We start from the raw sequence: 19,893 nt of genomic DNA on the forward strand, positions 1-19,893 counted from the left end.
ATTCCCCTTTGTTTTTGGTAGGCATGATCACGTCTTCACACGGAGAGATACCGTTGAAGCAGTTTCTCGTCGTCGAGTTCGTCAGGGCTGCCCTGATGGACAATTTCGCCCTTGACCATAATGACGAAGCGATCGGACGCGGCTTTGACGAGGCCCAGGTTCTGCTCGACAAGAAGAACGGAGATTGCCCGGGTCTGGGCCAGCTCGCGGACGAAAAGCCCGATATCCTGAACAATGTTCGGCTGAATTCCCTCCGAGGGCTCATCCAGCAACAGCATTTTAGGGTCTCCACACAATGCGCGTGAAATCGCCAGTTGCTGCTTTTGCCCGCCCGACATAGTGCCGGCGATCTGCTGGCGCCGCTCGTTCAGAATCGGAAAACGCTCAAACAAAAAATCCGGAATGTCCTGGCCGGACGCGGCGTTGGCCCGCAGTCCCATCCGAAGATTTTCTTCCACGGTCAGCTTGTCGAAGATGCCGCGCCCCTGGGGTACATAGCCTATGCCGGCCCTGGCAATCTCGTGGGTACGCAGGCCGATGATCTCCTTGCCATCCAGCTCGACATGCCCACCGGTCGAAGGGACGATTGCCATCAGTGTCTTGAGAAGCGTTGTCTTGCCGACGCCGTTGCGTCCGAGAACGGCCAGGACTTCCCCCTTGCCGACCTCGAGATTGATGCGGTTAAGCACCTGGGCGGAACCATAGGCCGATGTGAGTGCGTTGATTTTCAGCATCAGCGCCGCCCCAGATAGACGTCGCGAACCGTCTCGTTGCTTTCGATGTCTTCGAATGGTCCAGACGCGATCACGGCGCCGTGGTGCATCACGATGGTGCGTGCCGCCAGTTCCCGCACGAACGCCATGTCATGTTCGATGACGATTACTGTCACCTCGCCATTCAGTTCCTTCAGAAACCGCGCGGTATCGTGCGTCTCGTCGGTGGAAAGCCCGGCTGTCGGCTCATCCAGAAGCAGCACTTTCGGCTTCATGGCCAGGGCCATGCCAATTTCCAGCCATTGCTTTTTGCCGTGTGGCAGGTCGGCACCCCGGATATTCCGGTCCTCGGTGAGATGAACCTTTGCCAAAAGCGCCTCCAGTGACGGTACATCCGTGCGCACCGGCGCCGCCAACCTGAGATTTTCAAAACTTGTCAGGCTTTCGAAAACGCTTGGAACCTGGAACTTGCGGGCAACGCCAAGCCGGGCAATCCGCTCGGGCGCCAGGCCATCGAGCGCGATGTCACCGAGCCATATCGAGCCGGAACTGGATGAAAGCGTTCCGCAGATCATGTTGAGCAGCGTGCTCTTGCCCGCCCCATTGGGACCAATCACGCAGACCAGCTCGCCGGGCGCGAAAACCTCGTTGACGCCGTTTACTGCCGAAAAGTGGCCGAACTTCTTATGCACATCGCGCAGCGTGAGTGTGGGAATAGCCATGGCGTTCATCGTATCTCCTTCCCCTTCGTTGCGCGCGAGCGGACCTTCTCCATGAAAAAGGCGGGCAGCCCTCGCGGAAACAGCAGCACCAGGAGAACGAAGAAGGCGCCGATGAAGATCGGCCAGGCCGCCACGCTGTAGGAACTGATTTTCTGCTGGAGCTGCCAGACGATGAAGGTGCCGATAACGGCTCCGGTCAACGTGCCGCTGCCGCCGACCGCGACCCAGATGATCACTTCCGTGGACAAAAGCATGGCAATCAGGTCCGGAGCCACAAAGCCCGTACAGGTGGCATAGATCGCACCAGCCAGCCCGGCGATCGTTGCTGAGACCACGAAGGTCGCCAGCAGAATGAATTGTGTCCGATAGCCGAGGGTGCGGATCTTGATTTCGTTGTCCTGGATGGCCTTGAGCACCAATCCGAGACGGCCATGCATGACGGCAAGCGCCACCAGCAGGCAGACGGCCAGCAGCCCGAAGGCCAGATAATAGGACGCGCCCGGGTCAAAGAAGCTGTAACCGAAAATCGAAAAGGGCGGTACGCCGATCAGACCGGAATCACCGCCTGTCACGCTCGACCAGCCAATGGCGATCTGACTTGCAATCAGCGTCAGGGCAAGCGTGACGATGGTAAAATAGGCGCCCCGCACCCCGCCATAGAGAATGAAATAACCGACCACCAGCGCGACCAGCGCTGACAGACCAACACCGATGAGCAAGCCGACCACACTCGCCCAGGCGGGATCGATACCGAAACGGGTCGTGGCAACCGCCATCCCATAGGCACCCAGTCCGAAGAAGGTGGCATGCCCAAAGCTGAGGATGCCGGTCCTTCCCCAAAAAATATCCAGGCTGAGAGCGAAAAGTGCCAGAAGAATGATGTCACGAAAATTGCTGAGCGTGTACCCATCGATGAACAAGGGGAGCACGGCCAGCACAGCCAGCACCAGGATAGCAATCAGGATCGAAGGTTTTAGCGTTGTGAAATGTCTCATGCCGGTAGTATCCCGGTTGGTCGGAAACGCAGGATGACAATGGCCACGACCAGCACCAGGGCCTGCGCGACAGTCGCTGGAATCTGGTAGGACAAGATTGTCTCAAGCCCGCCGATGATGGTGCTGCCAGCGGCAACACCTCCGACGCTGCCCGCGCCCCCGACCAGGACGACGAAGAACGACCGCGCCAGGTAGTTAATCCCCATATAGGCAGTAACCGCTGTGAGCGGAGCAAGCAGGACGCCAGCAAGGGACGCGAGGGCCGCCCCGAGCGCAAAGGCTTTGGCGTTGATCCCGTCCGCATCGACGCCCATCACCGATGCCATTTCCCGACTCTGGATCGAGGCGCGAAGATCAAGGCCAAACCGCGTCTTCTTGAACAGGATGATCGTGGCCACGAAAACGGCGAGGGCGAAACCGATGAGGAACAGGCGGTAGGCGGGATATCCCACCCCGAATATGTCAACGGCGCCGCTGAATGGACCACTGACGCGCTGGGGTGACGCGCCGAAGATCAGCACCAGGCTCTGCTGGATGATGAGGCTGAGACCCCAGGTGACGAGGATCGCATGCAGGGGATTGGTATAGACCCGGGCGATCAGGAGTTTTTCCAGTACCAGTCCGAAACAATATCCGACCACCGGTCCAACGATCAGCGCGAGCCAGAAACTGCCGCCTGCCGCCTGGACGGCCACCAGGGTAAAGGCGCCGATGGTGATGAACTCCCCATGGGCGAGATTGATGACGTTCATCAGGCCAAAAATGATCGCCAGGCCCATCGACACCACCAGCAGAATGCTGATCAACGTCAGAGTATTGAGAAAAAACGGAATCAATGCTTCCATCAGGTTTCTCCCTGTTCAACTGTGGGCCATCGTCCCCCTGATAGCAGGAACCGCTCCGGGTACATCTGCTGATAGGTCAGGGCGGCACTCAAGACGCTGGCATCGTCACCGCGCGGACCGACGATCTGAAGTCCGATCGGCAATCCATCCGGGGTGAAACCGCAGGGCACAGAGCATGCGGGCTGCTGGCTGAGATTGATGGGAAAGCTGAAGGAAGACCACTCCACCCAGCTTTCAAGTCTGCTGCCGGATGGCACATCATGTCCCGCCTCGAAGGGTGCAATCGGAACCGTCGGCGAGATGATGTAATCGAATTCGGCCATCATCATATCTATTTGCGCACCGAAATGGACCCGCTGAACTTCGCTCTTCATGCGTTCGACGGCGGTGTATTGCTGCCCAAGTCGGGCCACGTGCAGGAAGCCGGGATCGATCGTCTCCCATAGGCTTTGATCGATCGATGACAACCGGTTGGCGGCGCCGACATACCAGTGGCGATAGAAGATCTCGAGCAGTTCTTCCTGATCCGGCAGCCGCCGTTCGACGACGATGGCACCGGCCAGTTCAAGATCCTTCAAGACGTTTTCGATCGCCAATGCGACAGCAGGATCGACCTCGCCGACGCAGGGCGTCTTCCAGTAGGCGATGCGCTTTCCCGCCCAGTTGATCGACCGTAGCGTGACCGGCGGATAGCCGAGAGCAGGCTGGGTCCAGTCTCGCAGGTCGCGCCCGGCCATCGCATTCAGCATCAGACTGGTATCCTCGACGGTCCTTGCCATCGGTCCGATATGCGCGACGGTTCCAAACGAACTCGGCGGGAAGGCGGCGACCCGCCCAAAGCTCGGCTTGTGGCCGACAATCCCCGTGAAGGCGGCGGGAATGCGGATCGAACCGCCGCCATCTGTCCCAAGGTGCAGGACGCCGGCTCCCGTGGCCGCTGCCACAGCCGCACCACCGGACGAGCCGCCAGGGGTGCGCGACGCATTCCAGGGATTGCGTGTAATGCCGTCCTTGCGATTATCGGTCACCGCTTTCCAGCCGAATTCAGGCGTGACGGTCAGGCCGATGATGACGGCGCCTGCATCGCGCAGGTTCTTCACCGACGGTGCATCCGGTTCACTGGAAATGTCTCTGGTGGACGTGCTGCCGTAACGAACGTCCAGACCATGACATTGGACGATATCCTTGATCGTGGTGGCGATGCCGTCGATGGGAGACAGGGGCGCGCCTGCACGCCAGCGCTTCTCAGACGCTGCCGCCGCCGCCAGGGCACCGGCGTGGTCGATAACGGTAAAGGCGTTCAGCGCGGCATTGACGTCGGTGGCCCGTTCCAGTGCAGCGCGCACGACCTCGACAGGGCTCAGCTCTGCGGACGAAAACGCCGTTGTGAGCGACTGTGCACTCATCCGGCAAAGATCATCCACCTGTTTGTTGATCACGATCACATGCTCCCCGCATTTCTAGTGGGAAGACACAACCATATTCAGCATGTATCATAAAATGTATAAAATGCAGAAACCTAACCATTGAGTAGCAATGCGCCTCACGCTCCGCCAAATAGAATATGTCGTCCAGGCCGCCAAGCACGGCAATATTTCCGCGGCCTGCACAGAGCTGCGGATTTCGCAATCCTCTGTCATGGCGGCAATCGACCTAGCCGAACAGTCTGCGGGGGTGCGGATATTCAACCGGCGCAAGGGTCATGGCATCGAAATCACGCCGGCGGGCCAGAAGTTTCTCGTCTCTGCCCGCCGCCTGCTGGCGTCGGGTACGGATTTCTTCGCTTCCCTCGACGCATTGGCTCATGCCGGTCGCCAGACAATCAGAGTGGGATGTTTCTCCCCTCTCGGAGCGCTGTTGATCCCGCCTGTCCTGAAGCGCATGAGCGCGGAGAACGGCGCGGGCGAAGTCATCCTCTATGAAGGCGATCAGGTGGAATTGCGCAACTGGCTGGCGGCTGGAATGCTGGATCTGGTGGTCACCTACGATATCGGCGAGGAATATGGCAGCGGTATCACCCCCATCTGCAAGGTCCCGGCGCATGCGCTGGTGCATCGCGACGATAGCCTCGCAGATCTGGAGTTTGTCTCGATGGCGCAGCTTTCGCAGCGCCCCCTGGTCCTGCTCGATCTACCGGAAACCCGCGCCTATCTGATGGCCCTGTTCGACTTTGCCGGCAACCGTCCGACACTGGGGCTTCGCACCCGCTCATACGAGACGATCCGTTCCGCCGTTTCCAACGGGCTGGGCATATCGGTGCTGAACCTCAGGCCCAACAGGGATGCCAGCCCAGACGGCCTAGAACTCCGGCGCCTGCCGATCTCAGACGCCTTGAGGCAACCGACGCTTTTGGTCGCTGACCCCTATGGCGACAGCAAGCCGGGCTATGTGAAGGACTTCATCCGCAATCTTCATCGCTACATCATGGAACTTGGCCCGGCAAACTTCGCCGTCTTCATGCCATCCGCTGGCGACGATCTCATCTACCCGGCCCCGAAATTCTAAGGTCGGTCCATGTCGATGACAGAGATTCCAGACTGACAAACAAACATATCAACAAACGATCCAACACAGGAACAAAGACACCAACAAACGAGCATTACATCCTCAATATCCTGCCACGTGATAACCCTAACCCTAACCCTAAACGAGATGACGTAGCAGCTCATGTGATCGCGATGCCGGCCCAGACCCATTTTTAGATGTCACAAAATGCCTTCACATATTTCAAATGCCAAGGATGAGGCGGTAACGACTGTATATTTATAGCTATAGGAGAAACTCGAGAACCAGTTGGCAAACACCCCCAAATCCCATTGCTCACCCCTACTGACCACGCCACTGACGCATTTTCTCCGACCAGAAGAACGACACTTTGAACAGGACCACGAACAACCAGAGGCTTCCCGCCAATGCCAGTTCACCCTGGCCAAACCCGGCTCCATAGAAGTTGTACAAGAACCAGTTGACGAAATGGAAAAGTCGCTCGTGAAGAAGAATGTCCGTGTCAATAAAATGCTTCCCAAAGACAACAAGAGCTTGCTTGGCATTGTCCGGGAAGGGCTCTCCTGAGGGACCAGCAACGAGCTTTCGGCCCAGAGCCACCTGCCCTGCCGCGTTGATGAAACCTGCCGACAGGAATGCGGCGAAGTAGCCCAGGAACATCCAGTATTTGATGACAGAAGCGTCATCGCCTGCGAGTTTGGTTGCAAGCTGGACACCTGCATCGATGGAAAGCCCACCGAGGAAACCGGTGGTGATCATCTCGCTGTGCTCCTTGATGATATTGACGTCGCCGGTGAAGACAGGAGCCAGTTTTGCGCGTGCCAGAACATGTGTGAGAAGGCGGTGGAAGTCCGGCAGGGTGAAGGCAACCATGATGGCCGCTGCGATCTCCGTGGCAATCCTCTTGGGGTCCGTGAACTTGTCCCCTCCCAACACGCGGATCAGGTTCCAGATGGAAGCCTCCAGCCCATAGAGGATGGCGAATTCGAGGGCATAGAGCACAAAGAGCAAGGTCCACTTCCAGCGACTGATCTCTGCGACAGTGTCGTCCTGAAGCTCGAGATCCCCAACGGGCACCTCCATCCCAGAGACCAGACCAGACTGCACAATCTCATCATGCTCGGCACGGATCTGCGGCACGATGCCCTCGAATGTATTGCCCGTGGCCGCCTTGCCCTTGAATGTTGCGAAGGGCTCGAACTCTTTCACTGCATCTCGCAGATCGCTGTCAGCGCTGAGACGATCAAGCTTGAGACGAGCTGCAATTCCCTTGAGCCCCTCGAATGTCTCCAATCCCACAAAAACATGTTCCAATTCCACAAGAACATGTTCGATGAGTGCTGACTGGTTCTGGTGATGTCCCTCTCCGGCGGGCTTGAGTTTGGCGGGATCGATTTGCTCAACGGCCTGGATCAACTTTCGCACAACGGCGAGCTTGAAGTCCTTGTCTTGAGTGGCGTTCATGATGGTGATGGTGGCGATGCTTGATGCAGAAGGTTTGAAACGATGAATGAATAACGTCGCTTGCTTGATGAGGGCGGTGATGATGATGGCTGGTCTCGAGTGGAAGACAGCAGAGACCTGTCCCTATAGAGAAATGCAGCAGGTCGGTTGAGACTGTGCTCGATGTGCCGTGTTATCCGATAGGAGCCTGCCAAGCGCCCACCATTCAAGTGGACTGATAAGCCAAGCCTGCTGACCACCATCAGGCAGCCAATGAAAAACTTCTGATGCCAATCAGCTGAAGGCCGCGTCAGCAACAGTCAGACCATTGATGCAGATCAGGCCATTCTGATGATAATACGAGATGCCAAGTCGCCGAACCGCTTCACTTTTCCAGTGGTGTGACACCAGATACAGGTTTTTCAAGGCTCAGCCCCCCTTGGCGTTGCACCATCGAACTTGGCGGAAAATCCAGGCGCAGTCTTGATGACACATGCTTATCTCCAGCCAACGAGAACCGTCGCAACTGGGTCAGCTGAAGGCCGCGTCAGCAATCATCAGGCCACCACCGCAGATCAGGTCATTTTCAGGATTGGCATGGATGCGCCAAGTCACCGACCTGTTTCGGGGTCCCCGAAAACCTGCTCAATCATGCTTGGCGTCCATCGATCGAATGATCCAGGCGAGGTGCTTTCGACAGATAAGTAGCTTCACTCGCCCTCCTGGAAAAGCATCAAACAACACTCAAGCACTTCAGCACTTCAGATCACTCAACTTTCAAACACTTCATTCAATCCACCCATCCACGCTCCCTCGCAATGGCCAGCAACGACGTCAACAACCACAAGATTTGTGGTGATGCCTCTGTCCTCATCCCTCCTCAGTTCCGTGAGCAGTTCGGCAAGCACCACAATGTCACGGCTCCCCTGCTCCTTTGCGACACCAGCATCTTCAAGCAGACCTTCCGCGTGATGGATGACGCCTTGCCTGAGGCTCAGTGGCAATATGCCATGAAGACCAACGACCACCCGGCTCTCATCGCCACCGCCATTCAGGAAGGCCACGGTCTCGACTGTTCTTCTCTCGGGGAGATCCAGATTGTCCATGACGTCGCCACCGCCTTGTCCATGGATGTTGCGCAGGTCATGGCCAGGTGCTCCTATGGCAATACCAACAAGGCCACGGGTGACATCGCCAAGGCCTACGCTCTGGGTGTTCGCAAGTTCTCTCTCGACGATCACCAGGAAATCGACAAGATCGCAAAGGTTGCTCCTGGAGCCTTCGTCTACCTGCGCACCTATCTGGACGCCACTCAAGCCACGGCCATCAGCGCCTTCACCAACAAGTTCGGCGCCCCCCTCGCCGCCCTTGTCGCCTTGGCCGTGGATGCGCAGAACAAGGGTCTCAAGCCCTATGCGGTTGGGCTTTCCGTTGGTGGCGGTCAAAAGGATCCTGAGGCCTTTGCCCTTGGCGTCGAGACTGCTGCCACCATCAACAAGCAGTGCCAGGATGCTGGTGTCCCCACCATGACCGGTATCACCTTCTGCGGCGGCCTGCCTGCTTCCAGCGCTCCGGGAGCCCCAACCTTCAAGGCCATTGGCGAGCGTATTCGCAGCGCCTGCACCGAATTCGGCATCGCTCCCAGGGATGTCACCTTCGAGCCGGGCCGTAGCCTCGGCACCACCTGCGGCATCATCGAAGCCAAGGTCATCACGCTCAAGAAGCCCAAGCAGGGAGACGGCGTATGGACCCTGGTTCTCAACGTCGGGGTGTTCAAGGGATTGTATGAGATGGAGCGCACCAACCTCACCTACAAGGTAGCTGCCTACGGCACCACCATCTCCGACAAGCAGGTGACCACCTTTGGTGCATCGGATGAGTTGGTCCCGTGCAGGATCGTCGATGACACCTGTGACAGCAAGGGTGTCTGCTTCAAGGAGAGCACCATCATGATGCCCAAGTCTCTCGTCGAAGGGAGCCGTGTCTATTTCCTCGACACGGGAAGCTATACCACCGCCTATGTCATGGAGGGTTTCAACCGAACCGAGGGATTGATCAGCAAATGCTTCCCGGACCCGCTCGCCAAGGCCAAGTTGCCCGCTTGGCTCAAGAATGTTCCCACGCCCGGAGAAGCCGCCCACCCCAACACCGATTTCGAGGCCCTGTGGACAGCATACCTCAAACTCCAGACCGACAATGAACGCATTCGCTTCCTGATCAAAACCGTTCCTGGCGCAGCCACATTGGGCATCCCCCTTCTCCCCGCCCACTTGATCAAGGGTTTCCGCAAGCTCAACAGCGCCATCATTCAGCACAACCCGGGACAGAAGGGAGATGAGCGCAAGACCAGCTTCCAGCCGCAAACTTTGTTCCAGGACATGTGGGAGGGTTGGGTCGCAAATTCCGCCTTGCACTCAGCCACCTCCTGGACGGATTTCAGCAATGTGAGCTGCCACGGCGGAGCCACGGCCTATTTCTGCATCCAGAACCAGTACCGCTCGACCGTCAATCACTGCACTCTCATGCACGCTACTCTCGTCATCGTTCCCGAGGACAGCGCCGATGGTCCATCAAAGTTCATCGAGGTGAACTACAACCCCAATGCCATCGAGGGATTGGATAAGACGGTGATCGAGAAGACCTTTGGACAGGCCCTGCGCAATGAATTTGTCTACCGCGATCCTCAAGGCGACTTCGAGCAATTGATGGCTGGTGTCACGCTTCGACCTGAGTTCGCCAATCCTGACCTCGTGTGGGCAGGCTCATTTGAGCAGAGGGATCCGCTGAGTGTCTACTGGCCCAAGGCGACCGCAAAGGGTGGCGTCATGCGCTCCATCGACCTTGAGGGCGCCCTCGTCTTCAATCTTGACACCAAGCAGCATTCCAGGGTTTCCCAGCTTGTCAATTTCCTGGATGCCTCCTACATCGCCGGCTACGGTGTCTCCAACCGTGCTCACGTCGATCGCAATTCCTGCATCGTCACAACCATCCGCCTGCTCACGCTTGCGTTGCTCGGCAAAGACAAGCACTTCGGAGAGGATTGGTCTACTGACCAGCTGATGGAACACATGGCCAACCTTGCGGCTACTCGACTGTGGACGCACGAAAAGGGTCACAGCATTCTTGACCTCGAGAAGTTCAAGCGGGCTGCCAAGCAGGTCGGGGTTAAAGAGGTTGTGGGCAACATTCAGTCCATTCTGGGCCACCCCACCATGATGCGCCCTCACGGTGGAGAAAATGCCTACAACACGGTTTACATGAGCCCTGTCACCGTCCCCCACTGGAATTACCATGCCCAGCAGCTGTACGGGGCTGCAGCACATCTGGCTTTCAAGGTTCACGCGAACAACGCCTTCAACATGGGGGCGATTGCGGAGCAAATGGAATTCTGAGGGAAGGGACAATGAAAGGAAAGGAAGAGTGGTGGGTGAAAGTTGGTGGGCCGTGGCAATGCTTCAATCGGTTTTTGTTTTAGTCACTCTTTATTTGCTCTTTAGTCACCTCAGTCACTCGTTAGTTCATCAATAAAACCTCGATCTCCTGCGAAATATCACTCTCCTGCCACCGTGATGAACCACTGCCAAACTGCAAAAGGAGAGTATCCGAAATGCAGCACGTCCTCTTGGCGACGCCATCATGCAGGTACCCGCTCTTGGCAACCCCACATATGCACCCAAGACCACGCTAAACCCAAAACAGGATAGACCCAGATGTCGGCACCAAATTTCTTGGCGAACCAGGGGCCCCCCTACGAGCGCAGCGAGGGAGGGGAAGCGTGAGGTAAGGAATTTGGTGACTACATCTGGCTCTATCCTGCCAAGACAAAAGCAAACCTCGCAATACCGGGAGGGTTTCGCGAGGGCACTGTAAACTTATCGCCTTGAACGCAACATATTGGCGTGAGGAATTAGTTTATGCGGCGTGAAGGCGCGCGATTTGGTGCCACGCTTGCATGGCTTCGGTTTGCAGTTTGCGATGGTGGGCGGATGGAATATCGTGGCGGGGAACGTTAAAGAGGATCACGGCTAGATCTGGCCATGCAGCCAGATCCCATATTTTGATCGATGTCCGGTCAACGTTACGATGCCCGCAAGATCATCAAGCGATTTCAAGCTGATACCGGCGGAGAAGGCGACGTCGGACTCGGCGATGTCGCGGCCAGGCTGGGCCTGGTGGAACTTGAGGGTGAGAGCGAATCCATGCGCCTGGGTATAACCCATCGAGCAGTTTATGCCATACTTGTCGTCCCAAACCGCACCCATCGTCATCAAGAAAATATGTCCGATAATGTTGCATTATCGGACATATTTGTCATTATAGAGAAATGGCCCACATTAGCGAGCAAAACAGCGAAGTTCACCTCAAGGAGAGCTCTGTGCCGTCTCTCAGCACGGCGGCTGGGGGTGATGTTTGCACGCCGCAGGTGTCGCACGACAGTCCCCTCCCCTCACCTGTTGGTGTGGACCAGACACCGGCCCATCTCAACAGCCGGGGGTCAGGACAAGAGCAGTCAAAAATCCTGCGTAAAGCTTGAACGGAGCGCGAACGTTCGTCGCGCACCCGCATAATGGTCTGGCGGCTGGTTGCAAATTTTCTAGCGATCGCCGAAACGCTCAATCCCGCCGCTAGTGCACCGACGCATTCACTTCGTTCATGCTTTCGTGCACTTATTTTTTGTTTATGCATCGATTTTTCCAAACTCGGCTGAAGCCTCCGTTTGGATCGATGCACTAGGTCTTCGCGTACGTCCTTTTTTGGTTTTCGCTCAGCGTCGAGGGGCGCCCCAGCGTTTTCCCTTCCGACTTTTCACGCTTGAGGCCGGATTGCGTCCGCTGATCAGCAGATCCCGTTCGAACTGGGCGACGGCATTGAGTGGCACCGTAAAGTTAACCTGTCGGCGATAGACCTGTGCGATCTTTCAGTATGACCCAAGTCCCTCGTGAACGCCTTTTTTCGTCGCCATCGGTTTCCAGCTGAAGTGATTGCACACGCCGTGTGGCTCTATCTTCATTTTCCACCCAGTCTGCGCATGGTCGAAGATCTGCTGGCGGCGCGAGGGATCATCGTTTCGCACCAGGCCGTGCGTTTCTGGGTGGAGACATTCGGCCGACATTTCTCCAATGACATCCGGAGAAGATCCACCGGTCGGCTTCGCGGCAAATGGCATCTTGAGGAGGTTGCCATCTCCATTGGCGACAAGAAACACTGGCTGTGGCGCGTCGTCGATCAGGATGACTTCGTTCTCGACGTGCTGGTGCAGAGCTGCCGCGATACCAAGGCCACCAAACGTCTTATGCGAAAGCTTATGAAAGGACAGGGGCACTCGCCGCGCGTGGTGATCACCGACAAGCTGCGATCCGATGGCGCGGCAAAGCGAGACATCATGCCCGGCGTCGAGCATCGCTCGCACAAAGGACTGAACAATCGGGCGGAGAATTCCCATCAACCGACCCGGCGACGAGAACGGATCATGAAGGCTTCAAATCAGCGCGACATCTCCAGCGTTTCGTTTCAATTCATGACCCTGTCGCCAACCTTTTTCACATTCCACGCCACGAGATCTCATCAGACAATCATCGCGAACTGAGAATCCAAGCCATGCAGATGTGGAACGAAATCGCATGCCTGCAAACCGCATAAGCGAAAGCCGAGCGCTATATTTTTGACCCGTGTCGGTTACCTTTACGGTGCCCTTCGAGCTCCTGAAATGCGGCACTACCAGCCTCAAGGCCGAAGGAGTGCCGATAGCAGCTTATCACGACGCCCACGAAGTCAGGATTTTCAAACGCGTCGGCTGACCTGGCAAACGTGGCATCGTCGAAGCGCCATCCAGGAGACCACTCGCTCCATAGTATCCGGCAAAGTGTGAAACAAATCGCGATGGCAAAGCGAGGAACCGGATTGACGTTTACATTTAACAAATGATACGTTGTTTTAATAACGGGGCAGAGCATAGGTCGGGGAGGAATATAGTGCATAATCTGATGCTTTTTAATTCCGCGACGTGTCTGGCGCTGCCTCAAGAATTCAAGTACTTCGCCATATTTAGCGCGCCCCACGTTGGTGGCCTGCCCATCGACCTGTTCGCTTGTACCATCTGATCATCGGTTGGATGAGTGTTAAGGATCAGTCATATCCCTGAGAAATGCTGACAGCTGGCTTTGATAAGGTAAGAGTGGTTTCTCTTAGCTGCTAGGCGCGCATGGCCTGACATACGTCCACCGATTACATCGCAAACGATTTCTACACTGTAGCAATCGTCATCTTCCACGATGGATCGAACGATGGCCAATCAATTCTCATTTCATAATTTCGCCTCAACTGTTCTTTGGCCCGCTATGTCAAACGCGTTCGCTTCGGTTGCGCGTGGGATAATTTGCGCGTCAACTGTTCTCTTAACAGTCTCACATGTCTCTGCTTGGCAAACGACATCTGGCGCCGCCGGCATAGGCGAACCATGCATTCCGAATGCCGGTAGTGGCGGGCATGATGCATCGAACTATGCAATCACCAACAGAGTTGAACGCAACCCGCCATGGATTGCGGCCGGAAAGACAACAACGGTCGAGGGCGTTGGGCACTGCTATGCGCGGACGACTGACCTCCAACGTTTAGCAACCGCTATGTCTTGGGAAGATCTCAGGACGTTTTTCGCTTCTGGTTGAGCGACCTACCAAAGCCAGCGAAGACCTCAGCAAACAGTTTCAAGCTTTAGGTGATGTGCAACGGAGCACTCACCCGCAGGAAAGCCGACCCAAAAGGCCACCTGCAAACGATGTCAAAACAAAAAACATAGGGGAATATATCAATGAAACGAACAACTGGACTTTGTATGCTTGTGGGCGTGTGCTTGCTGCCGAACATGGTTTTGGCAGATAGCAACCGTGGTGACCTCATGAAGATGCATCGGGGTGGCGCCGCCCGCCTTGTTGCGAAGGCCGCCGCCGGAACCTTGGATCCCCAGATTAACTACACACCGCTCTACTGGACGATATACCAAGGCACATATGACGGGCTTGTCACTTTCCGCAAAGCGCCCGGACCTGAAGGCACCGTGATTGTGCCGGATCTCGCTGAGAATATCCCGCAGCCGCAGAACGACGGGAAGACCTACACGTTCAAGCTTCGGCAAGGCATCAAGTTCTCGAACGGCAAAGACCTGAGCACCGACGATGTCGTCGCTTCATTCCAGCGTATTTTCAAAGTATCAAGCCCGACTTCCGGCAGCTTTTACAAAAACATTATCGGTGCTGATGCGTGCCTGAGTGAGCCTCAAACCTGCACTTTGGAAGGTGGCGTGGTCGGGGATAAGATCGCAAGCACTGTGACGATTAATCTCACCGGCGCCGACCCTGAATTTATTGACAAAATCGCAATGCCGCATGCCTCGATTGTCCCGTCAGAGACACCCGCAAAGGACATGGGCACGATTCCAATTCCGGGGACTGGAGCCTACGCGTTTGACGCCTACGATCCGAACAAGCAATTATCCTGGTCGCGTAATCGATATTTCAAAGAATGGAGCGTCGAGGCACAGCCGGATGGCTTCATTGACAGTTTCAAACTTGATTTCGGCCTCACCGAAGAGGCGCAAGTCAATGCCGTCGTGAACAGACAAGCAGACGCGATCTCTGACCAACCCCCGGCGGACCGCCTCTCTGAACTCGGCACAAAATATGCCAGCCAAGTGCATCTCCAGGCCCAAAACGCGCTTTGGTACGTTCCGTTAAACGTGAATTTGCCACCTTTCGATAACCTCAAAGCACGCCAGGCGCTGGCGTATGCGCTCGACCTGAAGGCCTTGGTGAATTTCTTTGGCGGTCGCAATCTGGCATCGCCGACCTGCCAGATTTTGCCTCCAGCTATCGCCGGATATGAACAGTTTTGTCTTTACACAAAGAACCCGGGCCAAAAATGGACAGCGCCCGACCTTGAGAAGGCCAAGCAACTCATTGAGGAGTCCGGCACAAAGGGCAGCCAAGTCACGGTTATCGTCGATGATGGTGATGTGTCACGGAATATCGGACAATATCTGCAAAGTGTTCTGACGGAGCTTGGCTACAAGGCCGATGTCAAGTCACTCTCCAACAATATTCATTTCACCTATATCCAGAATACCAACAACAAAGTGCAGTTGTCAGTCACGCAGTGGTATTCCGACTATCCGGCGGCTTCGAACTTTATCAATGCTCTGCTGGGATGCGACTCTTTCACGCCCGGTTCGGACTCCTCGGTGAATATATCTGGCTTCTGCGACAAAAGCCTGCAAGCGCGCATTGATCACGCGATGACGTTTCCGACAGCAGACCAAGGTGCGGCAAAGCTCTGGGCCGGCATCGATAAAGACCTCATGACGCAAGCGCCGATTTTGCCGTTATTCACGCCAAAACATCTCGATTTCATATCAAGCCGGGTCGGCAACTACCAATACTCGTCACAGTATAGTTGGCTCTGGGTTCACGCCTGGGTGAAGTAGATCGCCACGTCGGTATATCGCGCCTCCCTGGAACGACGAGGGGGTTGTCCGTGCAGCGCGTGGTCTCACTTCGCCCGCATGGATGACCTCCGAACCCAAGAGATACAAACATGGCTGAACAGAACATGTCACAGGCGACTGCTAGCAGTTTCGATGAGTCGCAACGTGTCGAAAGTGATCGACCGGACGAGCCGACCCCCGGGCCATGGATACAGGCATTCAGAAAGCTTGTCCGTGATCCCTCTGCGATGGCTGCGCTGGCGGTGCTGATTTTCATCGTCTTCACCGCGCTGCTCGCGCCGCTCTACGCACAACAGATTGCCAAGACGGATCCGTTCAGGTCCAATCTGGATGCGGAGATCATGTCCAACGGCGAAACCATTCCTGTGCTTGAACCTTCCACCGAAGGCCTGGGGATTGGCATGACGCCGATTGGCCCAACGTGGCGAATGAACGCCTACTTCCTCGGTTCCGATATGCAGGGCAGGGATGTCATGGCGCGCATTCTTTACGGCGGCAGAGCTACGCTTTTCATCAGCAGCGTCGCGACTGTCATCACGCTGATCATTGCCACTGTCGTCGGAGTCTGCGCAGGCTTTTTCGGTGGCTGGATCGATCAGATCCTCTCGTCGCTTCTCGACATCCTATGGGCGTTTCCGATCTATCTTCTCGCCATTTCATTGTCGATTGTGCTCTTGACGGCTCACATAGAAATTGGCCCGTTCGTGATTGAATCGGGCAGTTTGGCGATCCCGATCGTCATCACCGGAATCATATATGTGCCGTACATAGCCCGCCCAATCCGCGGCCAAGTGCTTTCGCTGCGACATAGCGAGTTTGTTTTGGCGGCGATTGGCCTCGGCGTGCCCTCCTATCGTATTCTGGCCCGTGACATCCTGCCGAATGTCATGAATGCACTGATCGTCTATGTGCCCTTGATGGTCGCGCTCAACATCACAACCGAGACGGCTTTGTCCTTTCTTTCGCTCGGTGTGCAGCCGCCCTATGCAAGTTGGGGAACCATCATTCGCGACGGGCAAAGCCTGATTTACAATCGTCCGTGGGTTTCTATCGCCCCCGGTCTGGCCGTCATAGCAACGATTGTCGCGCTCAATATCCTTGGTGACGGCGTCCGCGACGCCTTCGATCCGCGCGCAAAGCTGAGGGCGTAATTTCAGTCATGGTCACAATTCTTGTCCAACGCTTCTGTCAAATGATCTTCATCATGTTTGGGATCAGTGTACTGGTGTTTTTAATCTTCTTCGCCACACCGGGCGCAGATCCTGCTTCTCGAATTGCAGGGCGCAACGCTGCACCCGAGACGATTGCTGCCGTGCGGCATGATTTCGGGCTCGATCGCTCACTTCCGGTGCAGTACGTGGTGATGATGAAGAAGCTTTTCGTCACGCGCGATCTGGTTTCTTTTACCAATCGTGGCATGAACGTGGTCCCTGCCATCCTTCAGGCAACTCCAGTCACATTATCGCTGGTATTCGGCGCAGCGATCTTCTGGGTGCTTGGAAGTCTCTTGTTTGGGGTGGTTGCCGCAGCTTTGCGTGGCAGCTTCATAGATACATCATTGATGACGTTTTCCCTGGTGGGGATGGCTGTTCCCGTTTTCTGGCTCGCTGAAGTCACCAATCTTCTTTCACAGAGCCGATTTCACGACACGATATTTTTTTCCTGGGTTCCTGCGCTTGGTTACGTTGCCTTCACCGAAAACCCCCTCAGTTGGTTTAGGGTGCTTCTTCTGCCGTGGTTGACGTTGTCCGTTGGCTATATCGGAATATACGGGCGGGTATTGCGCGCCAACATCATCGAGATTTATCAGGAAGACTTCATTCGCACCGCACGCGCCAAGGGCATCTCCGAGATGCGCGTTTTACTGCGCCACGCGTTACGCATGTCGCTTGTTCCCTTCGTCACCATGTTTGGACTTGATTTCGGTGTTCTGGTGGGCGGAGGGGCGCTGGTGACGGAGGTTATCTTCGGTCTCAATGGTGTGGGCAAGCTCACCTACGATTCCCTTCAGAGCCTTGATCTGCCGGTCATCATGGCAAGCGTTATGTATGCTTCGTTTTTCGTTGTTGTAGCCAACGCGGCGGTCGATCTCACCTATGTGATGCTTGATCCGCGTATAGGAAGGCATTGAGATGCTAGAACCCCTTCTCAAGGTTGAGGGCCTTGACGTGTCCTTTGGCAGCCAAAATGGTCTACTCAAGGTGGTCGAAAACGTTTCCTTCCACGTCAACCCCGGTGAAATCCTCTGTATCGTGGGAGAGTCTGGCTCAGGAAAAACCGTGTCGCTGCTGAGTGTTCTTGGTCTGATTGATCCACTCACGTCTAGAGTTGCCGGTTCCGCGCTCTTCAAAGGTGAAGAAATTCTGGGGCGGTCTCAAAAGGAGTTGCGCCGCATCAGAGGGCGCGAAATCGGTTTTATATCGCAGGACCCTATGACGGCTCTCACGCCGGTTCACACCATTGGTTGGCAGATCACGGAACAATTGCGCACGCACACCGGGCTTTCCAACCGCGCAGCCTGGAGCCGCGCGATTGAGTTGCTTGGCGATGTCGGTATCCCAAGCCCGCGGCAGATTGTCGAACGCTATCCGCATCAGCTTTCGGGCGGCATGCGCCAACGTGCGGTAATCGCAATGGCGCTCTCGTGTAATCCGGCACTTTTGATTGCTGACGAGCCGACCACTGCTCTCGACGTGACCGTGCAGGCGCAGGTCCTGGATCTCTTGCATCGTCTCAGAAAAGACTTTGGCTCATCCATTGTGCTTATCACGCACGACATGGGCGTGGTCGCGGAAATGGCTGATCGCGTTATGGTGATGTATGCTGGCCGCGTGGTGGAGCATGGCCCACGCGATCCGGTCTTTCTTGAGCCTTGGCACCCTTACACATGGGGTCTTCTCAACTCCATTCCACCGCTTGCAGGCCCAAGACCCGATCGGCTCGTGTCAATTCCCGGCGCGCCGCCTCAGCCGGGTCACTGGCCGATAGGCTGCAAATTCGCTCCCCGGTGCCACTCCCGATTTGAGGCATGCAGTATGGCACCGCCTTGGAGAGAAACAAATGAACGCGCCGCACTCTGCTTCCTGAACGAAGCGGAACGGACGGCAGCGCGTGCCTCAAGTGTCAGCGAGTACACGCCATCATGAACATTCCTGAACGATCAGTCGCCCTTTCGTCGGCGGAGCCTCTGTTACGCGTCGAGGGTCTTTCCAAGACATTTACCGTTGGCCGAACGTGGGTGCCGGGTTCCGGGCAAACCGTTTACGCGGTGGACAACGTATCCTTTGAGGTTATGCCCGGCGAGACACTTGGGCTTGTGGGCGAGTCAGGTTGTGGCAAGTCTACGCTCGGTCGTTGCCTCGTGCGTCTCTATAGTGTCAGCGCCGGTAAGGTGATCCTTGAAGGCAACGACATCGCTCCTTTAACCCAACGCGAATTAAGGCCTTATCGGCGGCGCATGCAAATGATCTTTCAAGATCCTGCCGCCTCTCTCAATCCCCGTCGCCGTATCGGCGATTTGATTGCAGAACCTCTCCGTGTTCATAGGATTGCCGACCGCGACGGGATCGAGCGACGCCTTCGCGACCTGATGGAAATCGTCGGTCTGCCGACCGCCTTCTTGCAGCGCTATCCGCACGAATTCTCAGGCGGGCAACGCCAACGCATCGGTATCGCAAGAGCACTTGCCCTTGAGCCGAGGCTTATCGTTGCAGATGAGCCCGTGTCGGCTCTTGATGTTTCGGTCCAAGCGCAGATTGTCAATCTGTTTATGGATTTGCGTAGACAGTTGGCTCTGACGACGATCTTTGTCGCCCATGATCTCAGCGTCGTGCGGCAGGTCTCTGACCGCACGGCAGTCATGTACCTCGGTTCGATTGTTGAGATTGGTGCCACGGACATGCTGTTTCAACGGCCCGCTCATCCTTATACCCAAGCTTTGCTATCGGCTATTCCGGTACCGGAGGTCGGGGCCAACATCCGGCGTCAACGCGTTATTCTCAAGGGCGAAATTCCAAGCCCACTTGCGCCACCATCGGGTTGTCGTTTTCACCCGCGCTGTCCAGTTGCACAAAGTCGGTGTGCAGTCGAGCGTCCGGCCCTGACGTCACTCGGTCAGGGGCGACAAGTCGCTTGCCATTTTCCTTTAACCTTATCCGCTCCTGCCTGAGCATA

At 56.1% G+C, this 19,893-nt stretch carries 14 protein-coding genes and 3 pseudogenes; 8 read left to right on the forward strand and 9 right to left on the reverse strand.

Annotated elements, in window-relative coordinates:
* Window positions 1-35 precede the first annotated feature (35 nt).
* From urtE to H1Y61_RS25850, 5 genes are read right to left on the reverse strand one after another with little or no spacing between them, the layout of a single operon-like run.
* Complete coding sequence (gene urtE / locus H1Y61_RS25830; RefSeq protein ID WP_180575632.1) at window positions 36-734, reverse strand: urea ABC transporter ATP-binding subunit UrtE; 699 nt, start codon at window positions 732-734, stop codon at window positions 36-38.
* Window positions 734-1,444: an ATP-binding cassette domain-containing protein gene (locus tag H1Y61_RS25835; protein WP_235681024.1), complete on the reverse strand. Its 711-nt coding sequence runs from the start codon at window positions 1,442-1,444 to the stop codon at window positions 734-736. The genes urtE and H1Y61_RS25835 overlap by 1 nt, the downstream gene beginning before the upstream one ends.
* Window positions 1,441-2,430 (reverse strand): branched-chain amino acid ABC transporter permease, encoded by a 990-nt coding sequence (locus tag H1Y61_RS25840; protein ID WP_180575633.1) that lies wholly within the window; start codon window positions 2,428-2,430, stop codon window positions 1,441-1,443. The genes H1Y61_RS25835 and H1Y61_RS25840 overlap by 4 nt, the downstream gene beginning before the upstream one ends.
* Complete coding sequence (locus H1Y61_RS25845; RefSeq protein WP_180575634.1) at window positions 2,427-3,275, reverse strand: branched-chain amino acid ABC transporter permease; 849 nt, start codon at window positions 3,273-3,275, stop codon at window positions 2,427-2,429. Before H1Y61_RS25845 ends, H1Y61_RS25840 begins: the two co-directional genes overlap by 4 nt.
* Window positions 3,275-4,714, reverse strand: a complete 1,440-nt coding sequence (locus tag H1Y61_RS25850) for an amidase (protein ID WP_235681025.1) — start codon at window positions 4,712-4,714, stop codon at window positions 3,275-3,277. Before H1Y61_RS25850 ends, H1Y61_RS25845 begins: the two co-directional genes overlap by 1 nt.
* Before the next feature lie 97 nt (window positions 4,715-4,811).
* Here H1Y61_RS25850 and H1Y61_RS25855 point away from each other — a divergent pair, with 97 nt between their 5' ends.
* Window positions 4,812-5,780, forward strand: coding sequence for a LysR family transcriptional regulator (locus tag H1Y61_RS25855; protein WP_174113232.1), 969 nt, complete (start codon window positions 4,812-4,814; stop codon window positions 5,778-5,780).
* Between the two features lie 321 nt (window positions 5,781-6,101).
* Here the strand turns inward: H1Y61_RS25855 and H1Y61_RS25860 are convergent, their stop codons facing one another.
* Complete coding sequence (locus H1Y61_RS25860) at window positions 6,102-7,244, reverse strand: hypothetical protein (RefSeq protein WP_180575635.1); 1,143 nt, start codon at window positions 7,242-7,244, stop codon at window positions 6,102-6,104.
* A 797-nt stretch (window positions 7,245-8,041) separates the two neighbouring features.
* Between H1Y61_RS25860 and H1Y61_RS25865 the strand changes: the two genes are divergently transcribed.
* On the forward strand, window positions 8,042-10,615 hold the full coding sequence (locus H1Y61_RS25865) for a type III PLP-dependent enzyme domain-containing protein (RefSeq protein WP_180575636.1): 2,574 nt from the start codon (window positions 8,042-8,044) through the stop codon (window positions 10,613-10,615).
* 633 nt (window positions 10,616-11,248) lie between these two features.
* Here the strand turns inward: H1Y61_RS25865 and H1Y61_RS25870 are convergent.
* The 3 genes and pseudogenes from H1Y61_RS25870 to H1Y61_RS26880 all read right to left on the reverse strand — a co-directional run.
* The gene (locus H1Y61_RS25870; RefSeq protein WP_180575637.1) at window positions 11,249-11,491 is read right to left on the reverse strand and encodes a hypothetical protein; all 243 of its coding nucleotides are present in this window, start codon (window positions 11,489-11,491) and stop codon (window positions 11,249-11,251) included.
* 265 nt (window positions 11,492-11,756) lie between these two features.
* Window positions 11,757-11,852: pseudogene (locus H1Y61_RS26875) on the reverse strand (recombinase family protein); the annotation flags it as partial.
* Between the two features lie 105 nt (window positions 11,853-11,957).
* Window positions 11,958-12,096 (reverse strand): annotated as a pseudogene (locus H1Y61_RS26880) (recombinase family protein); the annotation flags it as partial.
* Window positions 12,097-12,162: 66 nt separating this feature from the next.
* Here H1Y61_RS26880 and H1Y61_RS25875 point away from each other — a divergent pair.
* From H1Y61_RS25875 to H1Y61_RS25900, 6 genes and pseudogenes are all read left to right on the forward strand, one after another.
* Window positions 12,163-12,863: pseudogene (locus H1Y61_RS25875) on the forward strand (IS6 family transposase).
* A 1,222-nt stretch (window positions 12,864-14,085) separates the two neighbouring features.
* Window positions 14,086-15,699, forward strand: coding sequence for an ABC transporter substrate-binding protein (locus tag H1Y61_RS25880; RefSeq protein WP_457915829.1), 1,614 nt, complete (start codon window positions 14,086-14,088; stop codon window positions 15,697-15,699).
* 110 nt (window positions 15,700-15,809) lie between these two features.
* Entirely contained in the window at window positions 15,810-16,871 is a 1,062-nt protein-coding gene (locus tag H1Y61_RS25885) for an ABC transporter permease (RefSeq protein WP_235681027.1), read from the forward strand.
* Between the two features lie 8 nt (window positions 16,872-16,879).
* Window positions 16,880-17,851, forward strand: coding sequence for an ABC transporter permease (locus tag H1Y61_RS25890; protein WP_174113296.1), 972 nt, complete (start codon window positions 16,880-16,882; stop codon window positions 17,849-17,851).
* Between the two features lies 1 nt (window position 17,852).
* The gene (locus tag H1Y61_RS25895; protein WP_180575638.1) at window positions 17,853-18,866 is read left to right on the forward strand and encodes an ABC transporter ATP-binding protein; all 1,014 of its coding nucleotides are present in this window, start codon (window positions 17,853-17,855) and stop codon (window positions 18,864-18,866) included.
* A complete protein-coding gene (locus tag H1Y61_RS25900) occupies window positions 18,863-19,888 on the forward strand; it encodes an ABC transporter ATP-binding protein (protein ID WP_174113294.1) in 1,026 nt (341 codons plus the stop codon). The genes H1Y61_RS25895 and H1Y61_RS25900 overlap by 4 nt, the downstream gene beginning before the upstream one ends.
* Window positions 19,889-19,893 lie beyond the last annotated feature (5 nt).

The organism is Agrobacterium vitis (genome assembly GCF_013426735.1).
Classification (GTDB): domain Bacteria; phylum Pseudomonadota; class Alphaproteobacteria; order Rhizobiales; family Rhizobiaceae; genus Allorhizobium; species Allorhizobium vitis_D.

What these genes read in the sequence shown, in the direction of transcription:
- urtE (WP_180575632.1), bottom strand. Translation starts at nt 734, where the DNA reads ATGCTGAAAATCAACGCACTCACATCGGCCTATGGTTCCGCCCAGGTG.
- H1Y61_RS25835 (WP_235681024.1), bottom strand. Translation starts at nt 1,444, where the DNA reads ATGAACGCCATGGCTATTCCCACACTCACGCTGCGCGATGTGCATAAG.
- H1Y61_RS25840 (WP_180575633.1), bottom strand. Translation starts at nt 2,430, where the DNA reads ATGAGACATTTCACAACGCTAAAACCTTCGATCCTGATTGCTATCCTG.
- H1Y61_RS25845 (WP_180575634.1), bottom strand. Translation starts at nt 3,275, where the DNA reads ATGGAAGCATTGATTCCGTTTTTTCTCAATACTCTGACGTTGATCAGC.
- H1Y61_RS25855 (WP_174113232.1), top strand. Translation starts at nt 4,812, where the DNA reads ATGCGCCTCACGCTCCGCCAAATAGAATATGTCGTCCAGGCCGCCAAG.
- H1Y61_RS25860 (WP_180575635.1), bottom strand. Translation starts at nt 7,244, where the DNA reads ATGAACGCCACTCAAGACAAGGACTTCAAGCTCGCCGTTGTGCGAAAG.
- H1Y61_RS25865 (WP_180575636.1), top strand. Translation starts at nt 8,042, where the DNA reads ATGGCCAGCAACGACGTCAACAACCACAAGATTTGTGGTGATGCCTCT.
- H1Y61_RS25870 (WP_180575637.1), bottom strand. Translation starts at nt 11,491, where the DNA reads ATGACGATGGGTGCGGTTTGGGACGACAAGTATGGCATAAACTGCTCG.
- H1Y61_RS25880 (WP_457915829.1), top strand. Translation starts at nt 14,086, where the DNA reads ATGGTTTTGGCAGATAGCAACCGTGGTGACCTCATGAAGATGCATCGG.
- H1Y61_RS25885 (WP_235681027.1), top strand. Translation starts at nt 15,810, where the DNA reads ATGGCTGAACAGAACATGTCACAGGCGACTGCTAGCAGTTTCGATGAG.
- H1Y61_RS25890 (WP_174113296.1), top strand. Translation starts at nt 16,880, where the DNA reads ATGGTCACAATTCTTGTCCAACGCTTCTGTCAAATGATCTTCATCATG.
- H1Y61_RS25895 (WP_180575638.1), top strand. Translation starts at nt 17,853, where the DNA reads ATGCTAGAACCCCTTCTCAAGGTTGAGGGCCTTGACGTGTCCTTTGGC.
- H1Y61_RS25900 (WP_174113294.1), top strand. Translation starts at nt 18,863, where the DNA reads ATGAACATTCCTGAACGATCAGTCGCCCTTTCGTCGGCGGAGCCTCTG.